General features: G+C 68.6%; 17 protein-coding genes. 14 read left to right on the top strand and 3 right to left on the bottom strand.

The window, feature by feature from the left end:
* The first annotated feature begins 7 nt into the window (after window positions 1-7).
* Window positions 8-1,420 carry a vanillate/3-O-methylgallate O-demethylase gene (ligM, locus tag GXK59_RS17920; protein WP_160668712.1) on the top strand — a complete coding sequence of 471 codons (1,413 nt, stop codon included), beginning with the start codon at window positions 8-10 and terminating at the stop codon, window positions 1,418-1,420.
* Window positions 1,421-1,460: 40 nt separating this feature from the next.
* Here ligM and GXK59_RS17925 read toward each other — a convergent pair whose 3' ends face one another.
* Window positions 1,461-2,159, bottom strand: coding sequence for a GntR family transcriptional regulator (locus GXK59_RS17925; protein ID WP_160668713.1), 699 nt, complete (start codon window positions 2,157-2,159; stop codon window positions 1,461-1,463).
* Window positions 2,160-2,256: 97 nt separating this feature from the next.
* On the opposite strand from GXK59_RS17925, the gene GXK59_RS17930 reads away from it, so the two are divergent.
* Window positions 2,257-3,030 carry an NAD(P)-dependent oxidoreductase gene (locus tag GXK59_RS17930; protein ID WP_160668714.1) on the top strand — a complete coding sequence of 258 codons (774 nt, stop codon included), beginning with the start codon at window positions 2,257-2,259 and terminating at the stop codon, window positions 3,028-3,030.
* Window positions 3,031-3,133: 103 nt separating this feature from the next.
* Here the strand turns inward: GXK59_RS17930 and GXK59_RS17935 are convergent, their stop codons facing one another.
* Window positions 3,134-3,370 carry a hypothetical protein gene (locus tag GXK59_RS17935; RefSeq protein WP_160668715.1) on the bottom strand — a complete coding sequence of 79 codons (237 nt, stop codon included), beginning with the start codon at window positions 3,368-3,370 and terminating at the stop codon, window positions 3,134-3,136.
* A gap of 238 nt (window positions 3,371-3,608) precedes the next feature.
* On the opposite strand from GXK59_RS17935, the gene GXK59_RS17940 reads away from it, so the two are divergent.
* The gene (locus tag GXK59_RS17940; protein WP_160668716.1) at window positions 3,609-4,685 is read left to right on the top strand and encodes an ATP-dependent DNA ligase; all 1,077 of its coding nucleotides are present in this window, start codon (window positions 3,609-3,611) and stop codon (window positions 4,683-4,685) included.
* Window positions 4,686-4,773: 88 nt separating this feature from the next.
* Here the strand turns inward: GXK59_RS17940 and GXK59_RS17945 are convergent, their stop codons facing one another.
* A complete protein-coding gene (locus tag GXK59_RS17945; RefSeq protein ID WP_160668717.1) occupies window positions 4,774-6,093 on the bottom strand; it encodes an MFS transporter in 1,320 nt (439 codons plus the stop codon).
* Between the two features lie 226 nt (window positions 6,094-6,319).
* Here GXK59_RS17945 and GXK59_RS17950 point away from each other — a divergent pair, with 226 nt between their 5' ends.
* The 11 genes from GXK59_RS17950 to GXK59_RS18000 all read left to right on the top strand — a co-directional run bounded on the left by GXK59_RS17950 (window position 6,320) and on the right by GXK59_RS18000 (window position 17,166).
* The gene (locus GXK59_RS17950; protein WP_160668718.1) at window positions 6,320-7,171 is read left to right on the top strand and encodes an IclR family transcriptional regulator; all 852 of its coding nucleotides are present in this window, start codon (window positions 6,320-6,322) and stop codon (window positions 7,169-7,171) included.
* 157 nt (window positions 7,172-7,328) lie between these two features.
* Window positions 7,329-8,210 (top strand): shikimate dehydrogenase, encoded by an 882-nt coding sequence (locus GXK59_RS17955; protein ID WP_160668719.1) that lies wholly within the window; start codon window positions 7,329-7,331, stop codon window positions 8,208-8,210.
* Entirely contained in the window at window positions 8,210-10,186 is a 1,977-nt protein-coding gene (locus GXK59_RS17960) for a bifunctional sugar phosphate isomerase/epimerase/4-hydroxyphenylpyruvate dioxygenase family protein (RefSeq protein ID WP_160668720.1), read from the top strand. Before GXK59_RS17955 ends, GXK59_RS17960 begins: the two co-directional genes overlap by 1 nt.
* Window positions 10,187-10,240: 54 nt before the next feature.
* A complete protein-coding gene (pcaH, locus tag GXK59_RS17965) occupies window positions 10,241-11,137 on the top strand; it encodes a protocatechuate 3,4-dioxygenase subunit beta (RefSeq protein WP_160668721.1) in 897 nt (298 codons plus the stop codon).
* Window positions 11,130-11,696 carry a protocatechuate 3,4-dioxygenase subunit alpha gene (gene pcaG, locus GXK59_RS17970; protein ID WP_160668722.1) on the top strand — a complete coding sequence of 189 codons (567 nt, stop codon included), beginning with the start codon at window positions 11,130-11,132 and terminating at the stop codon, window positions 11,694-11,696. The genes pcaH and pcaG overlap by 8 nt, the downstream gene beginning before the upstream one ends.
* On the top strand, window positions 11,693-13,243 hold the full coding sequence (locus GXK59_RS17975; RefSeq protein WP_237393946.1) for a lyase family protein: 1,551 nt from the start codon (window positions 11,693-11,695) through the stop codon (window positions 13,241-13,243). The genes pcaG and GXK59_RS17975 overlap by 4 nt, the downstream gene beginning before the upstream one ends.
* Window positions 13,236-14,054 (top strand): alpha/beta fold hydrolase, encoded by an 819-nt coding sequence (locus tag GXK59_RS17980; RefSeq protein ID WP_160668723.1) that lies wholly within the window; start codon window positions 13,236-13,238, stop codon window positions 14,052-14,054. The genes GXK59_RS17975 and GXK59_RS17980 overlap by 8 nt, the downstream gene beginning before the upstream one ends.
* A complete protein-coding gene (gene pcaC / locus GXK59_RS17985) occupies window positions 14,051-14,515 on the top strand; it encodes a 4-carboxymuconolactone decarboxylase (protein WP_160668724.1) in 465 nt (154 codons plus the stop codon). Before GXK59_RS17980 ends, pcaC begins: the two co-directional genes overlap by 4 nt.
* Window positions 14,516-14,600: 85 nt before the next feature.
* Entirely contained in the window at window positions 14,601-15,809 is a 1,209-nt protein-coding gene (locus GXK59_RS17990; RefSeq protein WP_160668725.1) for a thiolase family protein, read from the top strand.
* A 3-nt stretch (window positions 15,810-15,812) separates the two neighbouring features.
* On the top strand, window positions 15,813-16,472 hold the full coding sequence (locus GXK59_RS17995; protein WP_160668726.1) for a 3-oxoacid CoA-transferase subunit A: 660 nt from the start codon (window positions 15,813-15,815) through the stop codon (window positions 16,470-16,472).
* A gap of 1 nt (window position 16,473) precedes the next feature.
* Entirely contained in the window at window positions 16,474-17,166 is a 693-nt protein-coding gene (locus GXK59_RS18000) for a 3-oxoacid CoA-transferase subunit B (protein WP_160668727.1), read from the top strand.
* The last annotated feature ends 47 nt before the right edge of the window (window positions 17,167-17,213 follow it).

The raw sequence follows: 17,213 nt of genomic DNA on the forward strand, positions 1-17,213 counted from the left end.
AAACCTGATGGCCCAGAAGTCCCTGCAGGATGTGCTCGATGCGGCAGGCAACACCGTCGAGCACTTGCGCAACTCACAACTTGGCACCTACATCTACCCCGTGGTCCCCGCAGAGTTCACCAACTGGCGCCGCGAGCAGCGCGCCTGGCGCGAGACCGCCGTGCTCTACGACCAGTCCCACCACATGGTGAACTTCTTCATGAAGGGCCCTGACGCCCTCAGGCTCCTCTCCGACACCGGCGTCAACAGCTTCGCGAACTTCCCCGTGAATACGGCCAAACAGTTCGTGCCGACGGCGTCCAACGGCGGCGTGATCGGCGACGGCATCCTCTTCCACCAGGCCGAGCACGACTTCGTCTACGTCGGACGTGCCCCTGCGGCGAACTGGCTCCAGTTCCATGCCGAGACCGGCGGGTACGACGTCGAGTGCAGCTACGATGACCGGTCGCCGTCGCGCCCCTACGGCCACGCCGTCCAGCGCGAGTACTACCGCTTCCAGATCCAGGGCCCCAACGCCTGGCAGATCATCGAGAAGCTCAACGGCGGAGCGCTCGAGCAGGTGAAGTTCTTCCACATGGGCCACCTGGCAATTGCCGGGGAACAGGTGCGCACCCTGCGCCACGGGATGGCCGGTGCCCCGGGACTGGAGATCTGGGGACCGTACGAGCAGCACGGCAAGATCCGTGACGCGGTGCTCGAGGCCGGCGCCGAATTCGGCATCGAACCCTGCGGCTCGCGCGCCTACTCCTCGAACACGCTTGAGTCGGGCTGGATTCCTTCGCCGCTGCCGGCCATCTACAGCAGCGAAGCCGAGCGCGCCTACCGCGAGTGGCTGCCGGCCACGAGCTACGAAGCGATCAACGCGCTCGCCGGCTCCTTCGTCTCGAAGGACATCGAGGACTACTACCTCACGCCGTGGGAACTCGGCTATGGCTCGTTCGTGAAGTTCGACCACGACTTCATCGGCCGCGAGGCCCTGGAGCAGATCGATCCCGCCAGGCAGCGCAGGAAGGTCACGCTCGCCTGGAACGACGAGGACCTGGCGAAAATCTGGGCGTCCTTCCTCGACCGAGACACGCCGGGCTACCAGTTCTTCGACGTCCCCAACGCGAACTACGGCTCGTCGAACTACGACTCTGTGGTGGACGCCGACGGCGCGGTGGTGGGCCTGTCGCTCTTCACCGGCGTCACGGCCAACGAGCGCCGCGGGCTGTCGCTGGCGACGGTGGACCCCAGCGTGGAGATCGGCACCGAAGTCCGCGTCGTCTGGGGTGAGCCCGACGGCGGATCGCGCAAGACCACGGTGGAGCCCCACGAGCAGCTCAGCGTGCGCGCCGTCGTGAGCCCGGTGCCCTACGCCGTCACCGCCCGCACCGAATACCACGGCGGCTGGCGCACCGCGGGAGCTGCTGCCGGTTGAGGCCCCGTCCTGCCTGGCGCCCCGTCAGGAAGGGCGGGCTTCAGGCGTTGACCGGTCCGGATTCTGCCGACGAGACCTCGCGCAGGGCGTCGATGACGCTGAACAGGTGGTTGCGCACGGCCCGTTCGGCGGCGTCGGGATCACGGGCGACGACGGCGTCGATGATCGCGGCGTGCTCCAGCACCGAAACCTTCGCCCGCTGCGGCCGGGACGACAGCTTGAACTGGTGCCGGACACTCTGCGCGTGCAAACGGGCCAACACATCGGAGGCGGTGGCATGGCGGCTGAGTTCGCGGATCCGGACGTCGAGGTACAGGTTCAGGCGCGAGTATTCGACCAGATCGCCCTCGGCCACCGCCTCGATCATCCGGGCCCGCAGGCCCTCCAGGGCCGCGGCGTCCTCGTCGGAAATGCTCGCGGCAGTCTTCGCGGCGCACAGGCCCTCGACACCCATCCGCACCTCGAGGATCTCGATGGCCTCGTCCACGGAGATCGCCCGCACCCGGGAGCCGCGGTTCGGCAGGCGTTCCACCAGGCCCTCGCCCGCGAGCTCGAGCAGCGCGGTGCGCACGGTGGCCCGGCTCGCCGAGAACGCAGCACTGAGGTCAGCCTCGACGAGCCGCTGGTTCGGTGCGTACTCACCCCGGATGATCGAGTCCCGGATGATGTCGGTGACCCTCGGGTCGACGGTGGCTGCCGCTTCGGCCGCCGCTGGATGACCGCCAGATGCTGACGACATGTGCACTCAACTCCCAGAATGTCCGAACAAGGAAGGGGCCCCGATGCGGGACACCATTTTGTCTACAATCTTAGGAGCAACGGAGGGGAGTGTCCGCATGCGCGTCGCCGTATTGGGTCTCGGGGAAGCCGGGAGCATCTATGCGGCGGACCTTGCCCGGCGCGGAGTGGACGTTGCGGCGTCGGATCCGGCCGTCCCCGACGTTCCGGCCGGGGTCACCCCCGCCGGCGACACCGGTGAAGCCGTCCGCGGGGCCGACCTGGTGCTGAGCCTGGTCGGGGGGCGCGCTGCGGGAGCTGTCCTTGAGGAGGCGCTGCCCGCGATGGAACCGGCGGGCATTTTCGCCGACATGAACACCGCCCACCCTGCTGACAAGCGGCGGCTGGCGGATCGTGCGGAGCAACTCGGCATCGCGTTCGTTGACGTCGCCATCCTTGCGCCCGTTCCGCGCGCAGGGATCGGGACGCCCCTGCTGCTGAGCGGTGCGGGGGCCGATGCGTTGCTGTCCGTCCTTACCGGATGGGGAGTCCCGGCGGCCAGTGTGGGCAACGAAGCCGGTGTGGCCGCCGGACTGAAGCTGCTCCGCAGCGTCTTTATGAAGGGTCTCGCGACGACAATTCTTGAGTCCGTCACGGCCGCCCGGGCAGTAGGAGCCGGGGACTGGATCATCGACCAGATCGCTTCGGAGCTGGGACCGTCGGGCCATGCGCTCGTGGCGCGAATACTTGAAGGGACACCGGTGCACGCCGTGCGGCGGGAGGCCGAGATGTGCGACGCGCGCTCCTTCCTCGAAACGCTCGGCACCCCCCACCCGATGACCGACGGCGCGATCGAGTGGCTGCATTCCCTTTCGCAGCCGGACCCAGGATGAGCCACGTGGCTGCGCCCCTGGCCGCGGGCAGTCCTTACTGACTACGCCCGCGGCCCCGCTCGAACGCTGCGGCGGGGACGGCGCGCTCCGCCCAAACACCGCCTCAGGCGACCCGCCAGAGGCTGCATTCATCCGTGTTAATGGCTTTCCGGGTGCCGGACTGCCGGTCCATGATCCACACCACGCCGATTCCGGGGGCGGTTTCCTGGACGCTGCCGCGGCGGATCACAACGTCGTCGTAGTTGGGGCCGACCTTCAGGCGCGCCTCGATCTCGTCGCCGCGGTGCAGCTGTTCCAGGGCGCGGACGCGGGTCACATGGGCTTTGGCTTCCTTCAACATGGCGGGGCCTCCCGGACTGGAGATTGGTGCCTGCTCTTGCCGGCACTTCCAGTGTCGTGTGCCAATGTTGCCGCCGCGTTTCGGCGCGGTAAGAGGCGGGTAAGCGTTCCGCGCCGGCGCCGTTACCGGCGTCGGCACCCCGCCGGGCCGGCCGGCCAGTTGTCGAGGAAAACCGTCCCCGGCCGTCCCTGCCTGCGTCCTCTGGCGGGCAGCGGATGGCGGGACCAGAATGGGGCCTATGCAACTGCCGCTGATGCCCCCGATCGCGCCGATGCTGGCGAAGGCCGTGAGTTCCCTGCCTCCTGGCCCGGTGATGTTCGAGCCGAAGTGGGACGGGTTCCGTTCCATCATCTTCCGCGACGGCGGGGACGTGGAGATCGGCAGCCGCAACGGCAAGCCCCTGACCCTCTACTTCCCCGAACTCGTCGAGGCGTTGAAGGCAAACCTGCCGCCGCGCTGCGTGCTCGACGGCGAGATCATCCTCGTTGGCGCCGCCGGGGACCGGCTCGACTTCGAGGCGCTGCAGCAACGGATCCATCCCGCCGCAAGCCGGGTCCGGCTGCTGGCCCAAGAAACCCCGGCGAGTTTTGTCGCGTTTGACCTGCTGGCCCTCGACAACGAGGACCTCACCGGGCGTCCCTTTGCCGAGCGGCGCGCGGCGCTGGAACGCGTGCTCGCCGGGAGTGCCGCGCCGATCCACCTCACCGCCGCGACCCGGGACAGGGGAACCGCCGAGGAGTGGTTCCACCAGTTCGAGGGGGCCGGGCTTGACGGGATCGTGGCCAAACCGCTGGACGGGCCGTACCAGCCGGACAAGCGCTCGATGTTCAAGGTCAAGCATGAACGCACCGCGGACTGCGTTCTCGCCGGGTACCGGGTGCACACCTCCGGCCCGGACCGGATCGGCTCACTGCTGCTGGGGCTCTACGGCGACGACGGTCGACTCGCCAACGTCGGCGTGGTGGGGGCCTTCCCGATGCAGCGCCGCAAGGAACTCTTCGAGGAACTCCAGCCGCTCGTAACCCGCTTCGAAGACCATCCCTGGGACCGGGCCCGGCAGGAGGACGGGACCCGTACACCCCGCAACGCCGAGGGCAGCCGGTGGAGCGGCGGCAAGGACCTCTCCTTCACCCCGCTCCGGCCGGACCGGGTGGTGGAAGTGAAGTACGACCACATGGAGGGCGAACGGTTCCGTCACACCACGCAGTTTGTCCGCTGGCGCCCGGACCGGGACCCGCGCTCCTGCACCGACGAACAGCTCGAGGAGCCGGTCACATACGATCTGGCCGCAGTGCTGGGCACCGGCAGGGACTGAACCGGACACCGAGAAGCCCGGCGTGTCCTGTGAACACGCCGGGCTTCCGGTGGTCCGGCCCGAAACAACCGGGCGGGAAGGCTGCGGGTTACTTCAGGCCGAGCTCCTTGGTGGGCGTCTTGAAGGTTTCCTTGGCGGTCAGGGCCGAGACGGCCGCGATGACGCAGATGACGGCGGTGAAGATGCTGATCTGGACCCAGCCGCCGGGCTTGATGCCGCCCATGGCCGCGACGATTGCCGGGGCGAAGCCTGCCATCAGGAAGCCGAGCTGGGTGCCGATGGCCAGGCCGGAGAAGCGGACCTTGGTGCTGAACATTTCGGCGTAGAAGGACGGCCAGACGGCGTTGGACGCTGCGTAGCCGAAGGAGAAGAAGCCGATGGCGGTCAGGAACATCAGCGGCACGCTGCCGGACTCGAGGCTGAGCAGGAACACGGGCGTCAGGACCGCACTGGACAGGGCGCCGTAAATGAAGACCGGCTTGCGGCCGATCCGGTCTGCGAGCTTGCCGAAGAGCGGCTGGGTGCCGAGGGCGAACACATTGGCGCCGACGACGAGCCAGAGGGTGGTGGTGCCGTCCACGCCGGCGACGTTCTTGGCATAGGCGATGGCCAGGGTGCCGAACACGGTGGAGACGGCGGCGATGAAGGCGCAGGCGACGACGCGGAGGACATCGCGCCAGTGGTGCTTGAGCAGGTCCGCGACGGGGAGCTTCGAGATCTGGGCGTTCTTCTGTGCTTCCTCGAAGGCCGGGGGCTCGTGCAGGGTGCGGCGGATGAAGAACGCCACAAGCACGACGATGGCGCTGAGCCAGAACGGGATGCGCCAGCCGATGCCGTACTTGATCTCGTCCGGCAGCGCCAGGACGGGGATGAAGACGAGGGCCGCGAGGATCTGGCCGCCCTGGGTGCCGGTGAGTGTCCAGGAGGTGAAGAAGGCGCGGCGGTTGTCCGGGGCGTGCTCCAGTGTCATGGAGGAGGCGCCGGCCTGCTCGCCGGCCGCGGAGAGGCCCTGGCACAGACGCGCCAGCACCAGCAGGGCCGGAGCCCACCAGCCGATGGTGTTGAAATCGGGCAGGCAGCCGATCACGAAGGTGGAGGCGCCCATCAGCAGGAGCGTGAACATGAGGACCTTGCGGCGGCCCACCCGGTCACCGAAGTGGCCCAGGATGACGGCCCCGACCGGCCGGGCAACGTAGGCGAAGCCGAAGGTTGCGAAGGACATGATCGCCGCGTTGGCGCCGGCGTCGGGGAAGAAGACCGTCGGGAAGATCAGCGCGGCGGCCGATCCGAAGATGAAGAAGTCGTAGTACTCGACGGCGCTGCCCAGGAAGCTGGCGAGGGCTGCCTTCTTCGGTGTCCCGGCCGGTGCTTCCGTGCCCGGCGTCGTAGACGGGAGTGTCTGGCTCATGGTGTTCCTTTTGTGTGACGACATTGTCGCGGATGGATCAGGAAGGTCTCGGCCGCCGCTGGCTTTAAGTGTGCGGCAGCCGGAGGTTCGTGGAAAGACCCGGACGAGTAGCCACATGGTGGGAGCTACTTGTGCGATGTAGCAATCATGACTGTGAGGGTGATCACTTGTCAAGAAAAATAATCACCATCTAGAAATAGCTCTCACCATGTGAGAGCATTGAGCCATGAGTGTGAATCAAGACACAGAGTTGCCCGAGGCTGCCGCCGTCGTTGCCGCCCCCGCCGGCAAGGGCGCAAAAGCGGGTGCCAGCGCCGGGAAGGAAGACTCCCGGACAGACATGGTCGGCAAGGCCCTGGGCCTGCTGGTCCTGCTTGGCGACGAGCCGCGGGGTGCGAGTGCCGCGGAGCTGTCCCGCCGGGCGGAGCTGCCCTTCAGTACCACCTACCGCCTGCTGGGCTCGCTGACCCGGGACGGCTTCGTGGACTATGAGCCGGACGGCCGCCGCTACCATCTGGGGCTGCGGATCTTCCAGCTCGGCCAGCGGGTGTCCAACCATCACGGATTCGCCGGCACCGCCCTGCCCATCCTGCGGCGCGTCACCGAGGAGACGGGCGAGGCCACCATCCTCTCCGTGCGGGACGGAAACCACCACCTCACCGTCAACAAGGTGGACGGGCCCCAAACCTTCCGCGTCACGAGCGACCCTGGCCACCTGGGCGCCCTGCACACCACCTCGGTGGGAAAGGCGCTGGTGGCCTTCGCTGACGACGCCACGCGCAGCCAGCTCCTGGAACGGCTCGAGCTGGAGCCGTTGACCGAATTCTCCATCACGGACCGGGATGCCTTCCGGGCCGAGATTGAGCTGGTCCGCAAACGCGGCTACGCCGTTATGGACGAGGAAAACGAGCTGGGCATGCGGGCTGTCGCCGTCCCGGTGTTCAACTCGCAGGGCCACGCCTTCGCCGCGCTGGCCACGGCGGTCCCGGTCTTCAGGATGAGCGTGGAGGCCCTCGTGGCACTGGTCCCGCTGCTCCAGGCAGCGGCGGCAGAGCTGTCCGCGCGGCTGCCCCAGTGATGAGCCGGACGGCCTTGGGCCGTCACACTTTGTTCGCTAGTAGAACAACAGTGCAACATGTGAACAATTGCGGTAATGTAATTCCCATCACCCGGCCCGCGGCCGGCGCCCCGTGCGCCCCCGCCCGCCGAGTGCCGTTGTCAAAGGAGCTATACGGATGAGCAGTCGAGCAGAGTCCTATCTTGTGGGACTGATAGGCGATGGCGTGATGCCCTCCCTTACGCCCCTGATGCACGAACGCGAAGGCGACGTGCAGGGCCTGCGGTACCTCTACCGCCCCATCGACCTCACCGAGCTGGGACTCCCCGGCCAGAGCGTCGGCGAGCTCCTGACCGGCGCCTACCGCCTGGGCTTTAATGGCCTGAACATCACCCACCCGTGCAAGCAGCTGGCCCTGGAACACCTTGACGAGGTCACTCCGGACGCCCGCCGCCTCGGCGCGGTCAACACGGTGACCATCCGGGACGGCCGCTTCATTGGCCACAACACCGACTTCTCCGGGTTCGCGGCCGCCCTGGCCACGGGCCTGCCGGGCGCCAAGCTGAACCGCGTGGTGCAGCTGGGTGCCGGCGGCGCAGGCTCTGCGGTCGCCTACGCCCTGCTCACCGCCGGTGTCCGCGAACTGGACCTGGTGGACACCGATCCTGCCCGCTGCGCTGCGCGCGCCGCCGAACTGGCCGGCTTCTTCCCGGACCAGCTGGTCACCGCCCGGACGACGGCGGAGCTGCCGCAGCTGATGCCGCTGGCCGACGGCCTGGTGCACTGCACCCCGGTGGGCATGGCCGCCCACCCCGGCGTCCCGCTGGACATGTCCCTGGTGGAATCGCGGCACTGGGTCGCGGACATCGTGTACCGCCCGATCGAGACCCGACTGATCCGCGAGGCCCGGGCGAAGGGCTGCGACGTGCTCGACGGCGGGCGGATGGCCGTGGGGCAGGCCGCCGACGCCTTCCGGATCTTCACCGGCCTCGAGGCCGACGCCGACCGGATGCGCGCGCACTTCCTGGCACTCGTCGCCGCCGAAGAGGTGGCCGCCTGATGCGCACCGGAATCGCCACCGTCTGCCTCTCCGGCACGCTGCGGGAAAAAATGCAGGCCTGCGCCAGCGCGGGCTTCGACGGGATCGAGATTTTCGAACAGGACCTCGTCACGTCCCCGCTGAGCCCCGAGGACGTCCGCAAGATGGCCGCCGACCTGGGACTGGGCCTGGATCTCTACCAGCCGTTCCGCGACTTCGACAGTGTGCCCGGGGACGTGCTCGCCGCCAACCTGCGCCGGGCGGAGGCCAAGTTCCGGCTCATGTCCCGCCTCGGCATGGACACCATCCTGGTCTGCTCCAACGTTGCCACCGCCAGCATTGACGACGACGGACTCCGGGCCGAACAGCTCGCCGCGCTCGCCGCCCTCGCCCAGGACCACGGGGTCAAAGTGGCCTACGAGGCACTGGCCTGGGGGAAGTACGTCAACGACTACGCGCACGCCCACCGGCTCGTGGAAACGGTGGACCACCCCAACCTCGGCACCTGCCTGGACTCCTTCCATATCCTCTCCCGCGACTGGGACACCGCCCCGATCGAGGCCTTCAACCCGGAGAAGATCTTCTTCGTCCAGGTGGCTGATGCGCCCAAGCTGTCCATGGACGTGCTGTCCTGGAGCCGGCACTACCGCGTCTTCCCGGGCGAAGGGCAGTTCGACCTCGCCAAATTCCTCGGCCACGTGGTCCGGGCCGGCTACACCGGCCCGGTGTCCCTGGAGGTCTTCAACGACGTCTTCCGCCAGTCCGACGTCGAACGCACCGCCGTGGATGCGATGCGGTCGCTGATCTGGCTCGAGGAGCAGGCCGCCAAATGGCTGGACGCGGCTGCAGCCGCCGAAAACGGCGCCGCCGGCGCCGGTACCCGCACGGCCGGCCGCCGCCGTTACCCGATGGAACTGGCCACGCTCCCGCAGGTGGCCGAGCCGGCCGGCTTCAACTTCGCCGAGGTCAGGGCCGCGGACACCGCAGGACTGGAAACCCTGCTGGGCCAGCTGGGGTTCGCGTTCAACGGGCGCCACCGGACCAAGAATGTGCAATTGTGGACCATGGGCCACGCCCGCGTGATCATCAACGAAGACTCCTCCCAGGAATCCCGCGACTCCCAGGCCGCCATGGCACCTGCAATTTCCGCCCTGGGCTTCGACGTCGATTCCCCCGTGATCGCCGCGGCCCGGGCCCAGCAGCTCAAGGCCCCTGCCGTGCCGCGCAAGAGCCAGGCCGACGAGGAAATCTTCCAGGGCTTCGCCGCCCCGGACTTCACCGAGATCTTCCTGTGCCAGGGCAGCCCCGACGGAACTGCCGTGTGGACCCGCGAATTCGGCAAGGGAATGGCAGCCCCGGCTCCCGGCCCGGCAGCCGGGCAGAGTGCCGTAATTGACCACGTCAACCTGGCCCAGCCCTGGCAGCACTTCGACGAAGCCGTCCTCTTCTACACCAGCGCCCTGGCGCTGGAACCCCAGCCATACGCGGAAGTCGCCAGCCCCACCGGGCTGGTCCGGTCCCAGGTAATGCTCACCCGCGACCGCGGCGTCCGCCTGGTGCTGAACCTGGCCCCGCTGGTCCAGCGCGAAGGCGCCCCTGCAGAGGGGACCGCCGGCCCGGACGCGACTGCCGGCACCGGCCAGCGCCGGACCTACCAGGAACACATCGCCTTCGCCGTGGATGACCTGGTGGCGACGGCCCGGTCCGCGCGGGCTCGGGGCCTTGATTTCCTCCGGATCCCGTCGAACTACTACGAGGACCTCGACGCGCGTTTCGACCTGGACCCTGCCTTCCTGGCCACCCTCCGGGACCTCAACCTGCTGTACGACCGCGATGCCGACGGCGAGTTCCTGCACTTCTACACCGCCACCGTGGGCAGCGTGTTCTTCGAAATGGTGGAGCGCCGCGGAACCTACGACGGCTACGGGGCGCCGAACGCCCCGGTGCGGCACGCCGTCCAGTACGACCACCTGCACCAGCTCAACCTCACCACCTGAACGGCCCGGCAATAACCCACAACCACCATCAACACCCAACGAAAGGAGGCTGCTGTGCCTGAAGAAATCAACCTTGAGATCTACAACGCGGATCCGCTCACCGAGGACGTGTCCGACGAAACCACGGAGGCAGCACCGAAGACGTATGCTCCCCTGGACGCCGCCGCAGAGTCGCAGGCGGACCTCAGTGCCGAGATGAAGGCCATCGGCGAGGCCTACGCGCAGGCGCTCAAGAACGGTGCCCCGGCAGAGATCCAGCCCCGGCTGGACTATGCGCCGTACCGCAGCAGCGTCCTGCGCCACCCCACCAAGGACCTGCACCACGCGGACCCGGAAACCATCGAGCTCTACTCTCCGGCGTTCGGGCACATGGACGTGCACGCGCTGGAAGCGGACCTGACCATCCAGCACAACGGCGATCCGCTGGGCGAACGGATTGTCGTGTCAGGCCGTGTGCTCGACGGCGACGGCCGTCCCGTCGCCGGCCAGCTCGTGGAGATCTGGCAGGCGAACTCCGCCGGCCGCTACATCCACAAGCGCGACCAGCACCCGGCCCCGCTGGACCCCAACTTCACCGGCGTCGGCCGCTGCATCACGGGCGCCGACGGCTCCTACAGCTTCACCACCATCAAGCCCGGCGCCTACCCGTGGAAGAACCACCTCAACGCCTGGCGCCCGGCCCACATCCACTTCTCCCTGTTCGGGCAGGAATTCACCCAGCGGATCGTCACCCAGATGTACTTCCCCGGGGACCAGCTCTTCCCGCTGGACCCGATCTACCAGTCGATCGTGGACCAGGACGCCCGGGACCGGCTCGTGGCCACCTACAACCACGAGCAGACCAAGCCCGAATGGGCGCTCGCATACAACTGGGACATCGTCCTGACCGGGTCGAAGCGGACCTGGACCGAGAACGAGGCATTAGGCGCAGAAGGAGACCAGCATGAGTAAACTCACCCCGACACCCGGCCAGACAGTGGGTCCGTTCTACGGCTACGCACTGCCCTACACCAAGGACCGCGAGCTGCTGGCCCCGGGCTCGCCGGGCTCCATCCGGCTCCAGGGCACCGTGTACGACGGCGCCGGACACCCGATCCCGGACGCGATCCTGGAGATCTGGCAACCGGACGCCGAGGGCAGCGTTCCGCACCACACGGGTTCGCTCGTGCGGGACGGCTACACGTTCACCGGCTTCGGCCGCAGCGCCGTGGGCAACACCGGCGTCTTCACGTTCACCACGGTCAACCCCGGCCCCACCGAGGAGGGCGCGGCCCCGTTCATTTCCGTCGCGGTCTTCGCCCGCGGCCTGATGAACCGGCTCTTCACCCGGATCTACCTGCCGGAGAACGAGGAGGCGCTGGCCGCGGATCCGCTGCTGTCCTCGCTGGACCCGGACCGCCGCAAGACGCTGATCGCACGCCGCGACGCCGACGGCGGGCTGACGTGGGACATCCGTCTCCAGGGCGAGGGCGAGACCGTGTTCCTCGACTTCGAGGGCGCCTCGACGTGACCTCCCGCGAAACCAGAGGAGCGACCGGGGGCGGCGTGCAGGGCGACGTCGGCCTCCTGAGCCCCGTGTCGGCGTCGCCGTTCGTGGCGGCGCTGACCGGGGACCGGGCCGTCCTTGCCGCCATTCTCCGGGTCGAGGCCGCCTGGGCTGCAGTCCTGGACCAGGCAGCCCTCGCCCCGGCCGGCTCCGCCGCGGTGGTCGCCGCCGCCGCCGAGGTGGGCCGCTATGACGTCGCGGACATTGCCGTGCGCGCCCAGGGTGGCGCCAACCCGGTGATCCCTCTGCTGGCGGATCTCCGCGGCCACGTAAAGGCCCTGGACCTGGCGGGAATCGGTGCGGCGAAAGCCGTGCACACCTCGCTGACCAGCCAGGACGTCCTCGACACGGCGCTCATGCTGCTGTGCCGGGATGCGGTCACGGGACTGCTCACCGAGGTCAAGGCAACGACGGCGGCGCTTGCCACACTCGCCGAACTCCATGCGGACACCCTGTGCGTCGGCCGAAGCCTCACCCAGCACTCCCTGCCGTTCAGCTTCGGGCTCAAGGCGGCCCAATGGTTCCACGGGCTCGCCGCCGCCGCGCGCCGGCTCGAGGCCCTGGAATTCCCGGTGCAGACCGGGGGAGCCGCCGGAACCCTCGCGGCCGGCACCGTGCTGGCGGCGGGCTCGGGCCGCACCCCCTTTGAGCTCTCCGACAGTCTCGCCGCGGAACTCGGCCTCGCCGCAGTCCCGGCGCCGTGGCACACGAACCGGGTGGCGGTGACGTCCCTCGGCGACGCCCTGGCCGCCGTGACCGACGCTGCGGGCAAGATTGCCTCCGACGTGCTGTTCCTCAGCCGCCCTGAGGTCGCCGAACTCGCCGAACCCCGCGCCGCCGGCCGCGGCGGGTCCTCGGCCATGCCGCAGAAGCAGAACCCGGTGCTGTCCGTGCTGGTCCGCAGCGCTGCCCTGCAGGCGCCCGGCCAGGCCGCGCAGCTGCACCTGGCCGCCGCCAACTTCAACGACGAACGCCCCGACGGTGCCTGGCACAGCGAATGGCCGGCCCTCCGCCAGCTCCTCCGCCTCAGCCTCGGCGCCGCCGTGCAGCTCCGCGAACTCGCCGAAGGCCTGCAGGTCTTCCCCGAGGCCATGCGCCGCAACCTGGATCTTTCCGGACCCCTGCTGCTCAGCGAAGCCGTCACGGCCGCCGTCGCACCCCTCCTCGCGGGGAACGTCGCGGATGAGAACAGCGCTGACGGCAAACAGCGGCTGCAGTCCGTCGTGGACCAGACGCTCCAGGTCCCTGCCGCCGAACAGGCCAGCACGTACCGGCGGCTGCTCCGCGCCGCCGTCCCGGCGGAGCTGCTCTCCGGCGCCCGGCTGGAGGAGCTGCTCGACCCGGCCAACTACCTCGGCCAGGCCGCCGAAATCTCCCGCCGCATCCTCGCGGCCTACCCGGACTACAGCGTCAGTGTCACCGACACCAACACCGTCACCGACACAAGAACCGCCGCCGGAACCCACAACCCATCACCGACCCTCGACCTGAACGGAGCCTCCCGTGGCTAGACCTACAGTCAAGGCAGTACTGCTCTCGCCCCAGCGCCCGCTGGGGGACAAGCCCCTCCTTGTGGTGGGTCCGTCCCTGGGGACGTCCACACTGCTGTGGAGCCAGGCAGGCGCCCTGCTCGGGAACGACGTCGACGTCGTCGCCTGGGACCTGCCGGGCCACGGCATCTCACCGGCCGCGCAGGAGGCGTTCACCGTCGCTGAACTGGCGGACGCCGTCATCGAGCTGGTTGATTCGATCGCCCCCGGAGCGAGATTCCACTACGCCGGTGTTTCGCTGGGCGGCGCCACCGGGCTGCAGCTGGGCATCAAGCACGGTGAACGGCTCAAGAGCCTGTCCGTGCAGTGCACCGGTGCCAAGCTCGGCACCCCCGAAGGCTGGCTGGAACGCGCGGAGACCGTCCGCACGCAGGGAACGCCCGTGATGATCCAGGGCTCGGCGCAGCGCTGGTTCGGCCCCGGCTTTATGGAGCGCCAGCCCGAACTCAGCGGCCGGCTGCTGCACAGCCTGCGCGACGCCGACCGCTTCAGCTATGCCTTCTGCTGCGAAGCCCTCGCCGCCTACGACGTCCGGGACGAACTCGGCAGCATCAGCGTTCCCACCCAGGCCATCGCGGGCGTGGAGGACAGCGTCGCACCGCCCTCCGTCGCCGAGGCGATCGTCGAAGGGATCACCGCCGGCGGCGGCACTGCGAGTGCCGTGAGCCTGGAAGGCGTGGCACACCTGGCGCCGTTCGAGGCACCCGGCCACGTTGCCGACTTGCTGCGGACCCTGATCACCTGGACCGAGTCCGGGGGAGCGGCCAAGTGACCGGCCCCGAGCAAACCGGCCCCGAGCGAAACGGAGTGGTCCAGCCCGACGCCACCAGCCAGGAGATCTACGACGGCGGCATGGTGGTCCGCCGCGAGGTGCTGGGCGCCGCGCACGTCGACCGCGCCAACGCCAACAAGGACTCCTTCACCGAGGACTTCCAGGACATGATCACCCGGATCGCCTGGGGCGGCATCTGGACGCGCCCGGGACTAACCCGGCAGATGCGCTCCGCGGTCACCATCACCGCGATGGTGGCCCACGGCCACTGGGAAGAACTGGCCATGCACATCCGCGCCGCCATCACCAACGGCCTGAGCAGGGACGAAATCAAGGAAATCCTGCTGCAGACCGCCATCTACTGCGGAGTTCCCTCCGCCAACACCGCCTTCAAGACCGCCCAGCAGGTGTTCCATGAAATGGACAACACAGCGCTTGACGCAGCCACCCCTCCCAACTAGCTGGCAGCAGGGGCCGTTTTGAGCCCTCAGAACGGGCCTTATCTGCTAGCTAGTTGGGATTCTCAGACGGAAATTAGAGGAAATCATGAACCAGGCTTATCTTTACGATGCCGTCAGGACCCCGTTCGGGAAGTTCGGCGGCGGGCTCGCCGGGGTCCGCCCGGATGACCTTGCCGCGCACGTGATCGGCGAGATCGTGAAGCGCGCCCCGAAGCTCGATGTTGAGCGGATCGATGAGGTGGTGTTCGGCAACGCCAACGGCGCGGGCGAGGAGAACCGGAACATCGCCCGGATGGGCACGCTCCTGGCCGGCCTGCCGGTCTCGATCCCGGGCACCACGGTGAACCGGCTCTGCGGGTCCTCGCTGGACGCGGCGATCATCGCGTCCCGGCAGATCAACACCGGCGACGCGGACCTGATGCTGGTCGGCGGGGCCGAATCGATGTCCCGGGCCCCCTGGGTGCTGCCCAAGACCGAGAAGCCCTACCCGGCCGGGGACATGACCCTGGTCTCCACCACCCTGGGCTGGCGCCTGGTAAACCCGGCCATGCGCCCGGACTGGACCGTGTCCCTGGGCGAAGCCACCGAACGCCTCGCCGACAAATACGGCATCACCCGGGCCGCGCAGGACGAGTTCTCCGCGAACTCCCACAACCTCGCCGCCGCGGCCTGGGACGAGGGCTTCTACGACCGGCTCGTCACCGTGGTCCCGGGCACGGACCTCACCCGGGACGAGGGCATCCGCGCCGGGTCCTCGGCCGAAAAGCTCGCCGGCCTCAAGACCGTGTTCCGCACCGGGGACGGCACCGTCACGGCCGGGAACGCCTCCCCGCTCTCGGACGGCGCGTCCGCGGCGTGGCTGGGATCCGAGAACGCCGCCGGCCTGCTGGGCCTGGAACCGCTGGCCCGGATCGCGGGCCGGGGCGCGCACGCGAACGATCCGCAGTTCTTCGGCTACGCCCCCGTGGAGGCCGCGAACAAGGCCCTCGCGAAGGCCGGGATCGGCTGGGACCAGGTCGGCGCCGTCGAACTCAACGAGGCCTTCGCTGCGCAGTCCCTGGCCTGCATCAACGCCTGGGGCATCGACCCCTCAATCGTGAACCGGCACGGCGGGGCGATCGCGATGGGACACCCGCTGGGCGCCTCGGGCGGCCGGATCCTGGGGACCCTGGCCCGGTCCCTGCAGGCCTCCGGCGAACGCTGGGGCGTCGCCGCGATCTGCATCGGCGTCGGCCAGGGGCTCGCCGTCATCCTCGAAAACGTCACGGCACAAACAGCGACAGTAAAGGGTTAGGACATGCTGAACTTCGTAGACAGCGTCGGCGAGGCAGTCGCCGGCATCAAGGACGGATCCACCGTCATGATCGGCGGCTTCGGCAACGCCGGCCAGCCGTTCGAACTCATCGACGCGCTGATGGACTGCGGCGCCACGGACCTCACCGTGGTCAACAACAACGCCGGCCAGGGCGACCAGGGCCTCGCGCTGCTGATCAAGGAAGGCCGGGTGAAGAAGATGATCTGCTCCTTCCCGCGGCAGTCCGACTCCTGGCACTTCGACGCCAGGTTCCGCGCCGGTGAGATTGAACTGGAACTCGTCCCGCAGGGCAACCTGGCCGAACGGATCCGCGCCGCGGGCGCCGGGATCGGCGGCTTCTTCACCCCCACCGGCTACGGCACCATGCTGGCCGAAGGCAAGGAAACCCGCATCCTCGACGGCCGCGGCCAGGTCTTCGAGACCCCCATCCACGCCGACGTCGCACTCATCAAGGCGCTCAAAGCCGACGGCAAAGGCAACCTTGTCTACCGCAAGACCGCCCGGAACTTCGGCCCGATTATGGCCGCCGCGGCCAAACACACCGTCGTCCAGGTGTCCGAGATCGTCCCCACGGGCGGCCTTGATCCGGAGGTCATCGTGACCCCCGGAATTTACGTCAACAGCATTGTGAAGGTGGCCTGAGATGAGCAGCCAGTCCAACAGCCACGCGGGCATTCAGACATCCGACAAGCCGCTGGGCCGCGATGACCTGGCCCGCCTCGTGGCCCGGGACATCAAGCCCGGCTCCTTCGTGAACCTCGGCATCGGCCAGCCCACCCTGGTCTCCAACTACCTCGAGCCGGAGCAGAACATCACGCTCCACACGGAGAACGGGATGCTGGGCATGGGCCCGGAGGCCACCGGGGACCAGATCGACGGCGACCTCATCAACGCCGGAAAAATCCCGGTGACCGAACTTCCCGGCGCGTCCTACTTCCACCACGCCGACTCCTTCGCGATCATGCGCGGCGGGCACCTGGACATCTGCGTGCTCGGGGCCTTCCAGGTCTCCGCCACCGGCGACCTCGCCAACTGGCACACGGGCGCCCCGGACGCGATCCCGGCCGTGGGAGGGGCTATGGACCTCGCCACCGGCGCCAAGGACGTCTTCGTCATGATGACCCTCCTGACCCGCGACGGCGTTTCCAAGCTCGTCGAGACGTGCAGCTACCCGCTCACCGGCATCGGCTGCGTGACCCGGGTCTACACGGACAAGGCCGTCTTCCTGACCGGCCCTGACGGCGTGGAGGTCCGCGAGACCTTCGGCTGCACGCTCGAGGAGCTGCAGGAAATGGTTCCGGTGCCGCTCAGGGCCGCGGCCGCCGTCGGAAACTGAGAATCCGCCCGCACGGATAAAGTGGTGCGGGACCGAGAGGCAATGGG

The organism is Pseudarthrobacter sp. ATCC 49987, from assembly GCF_009928425.1.
In the GTDB taxonomy this organism is placed as follows: domain Bacteria; phylum Actinomycetota; class Actinomycetes; order Actinomycetales; family Micrococcaceae; genus Arthrobacter.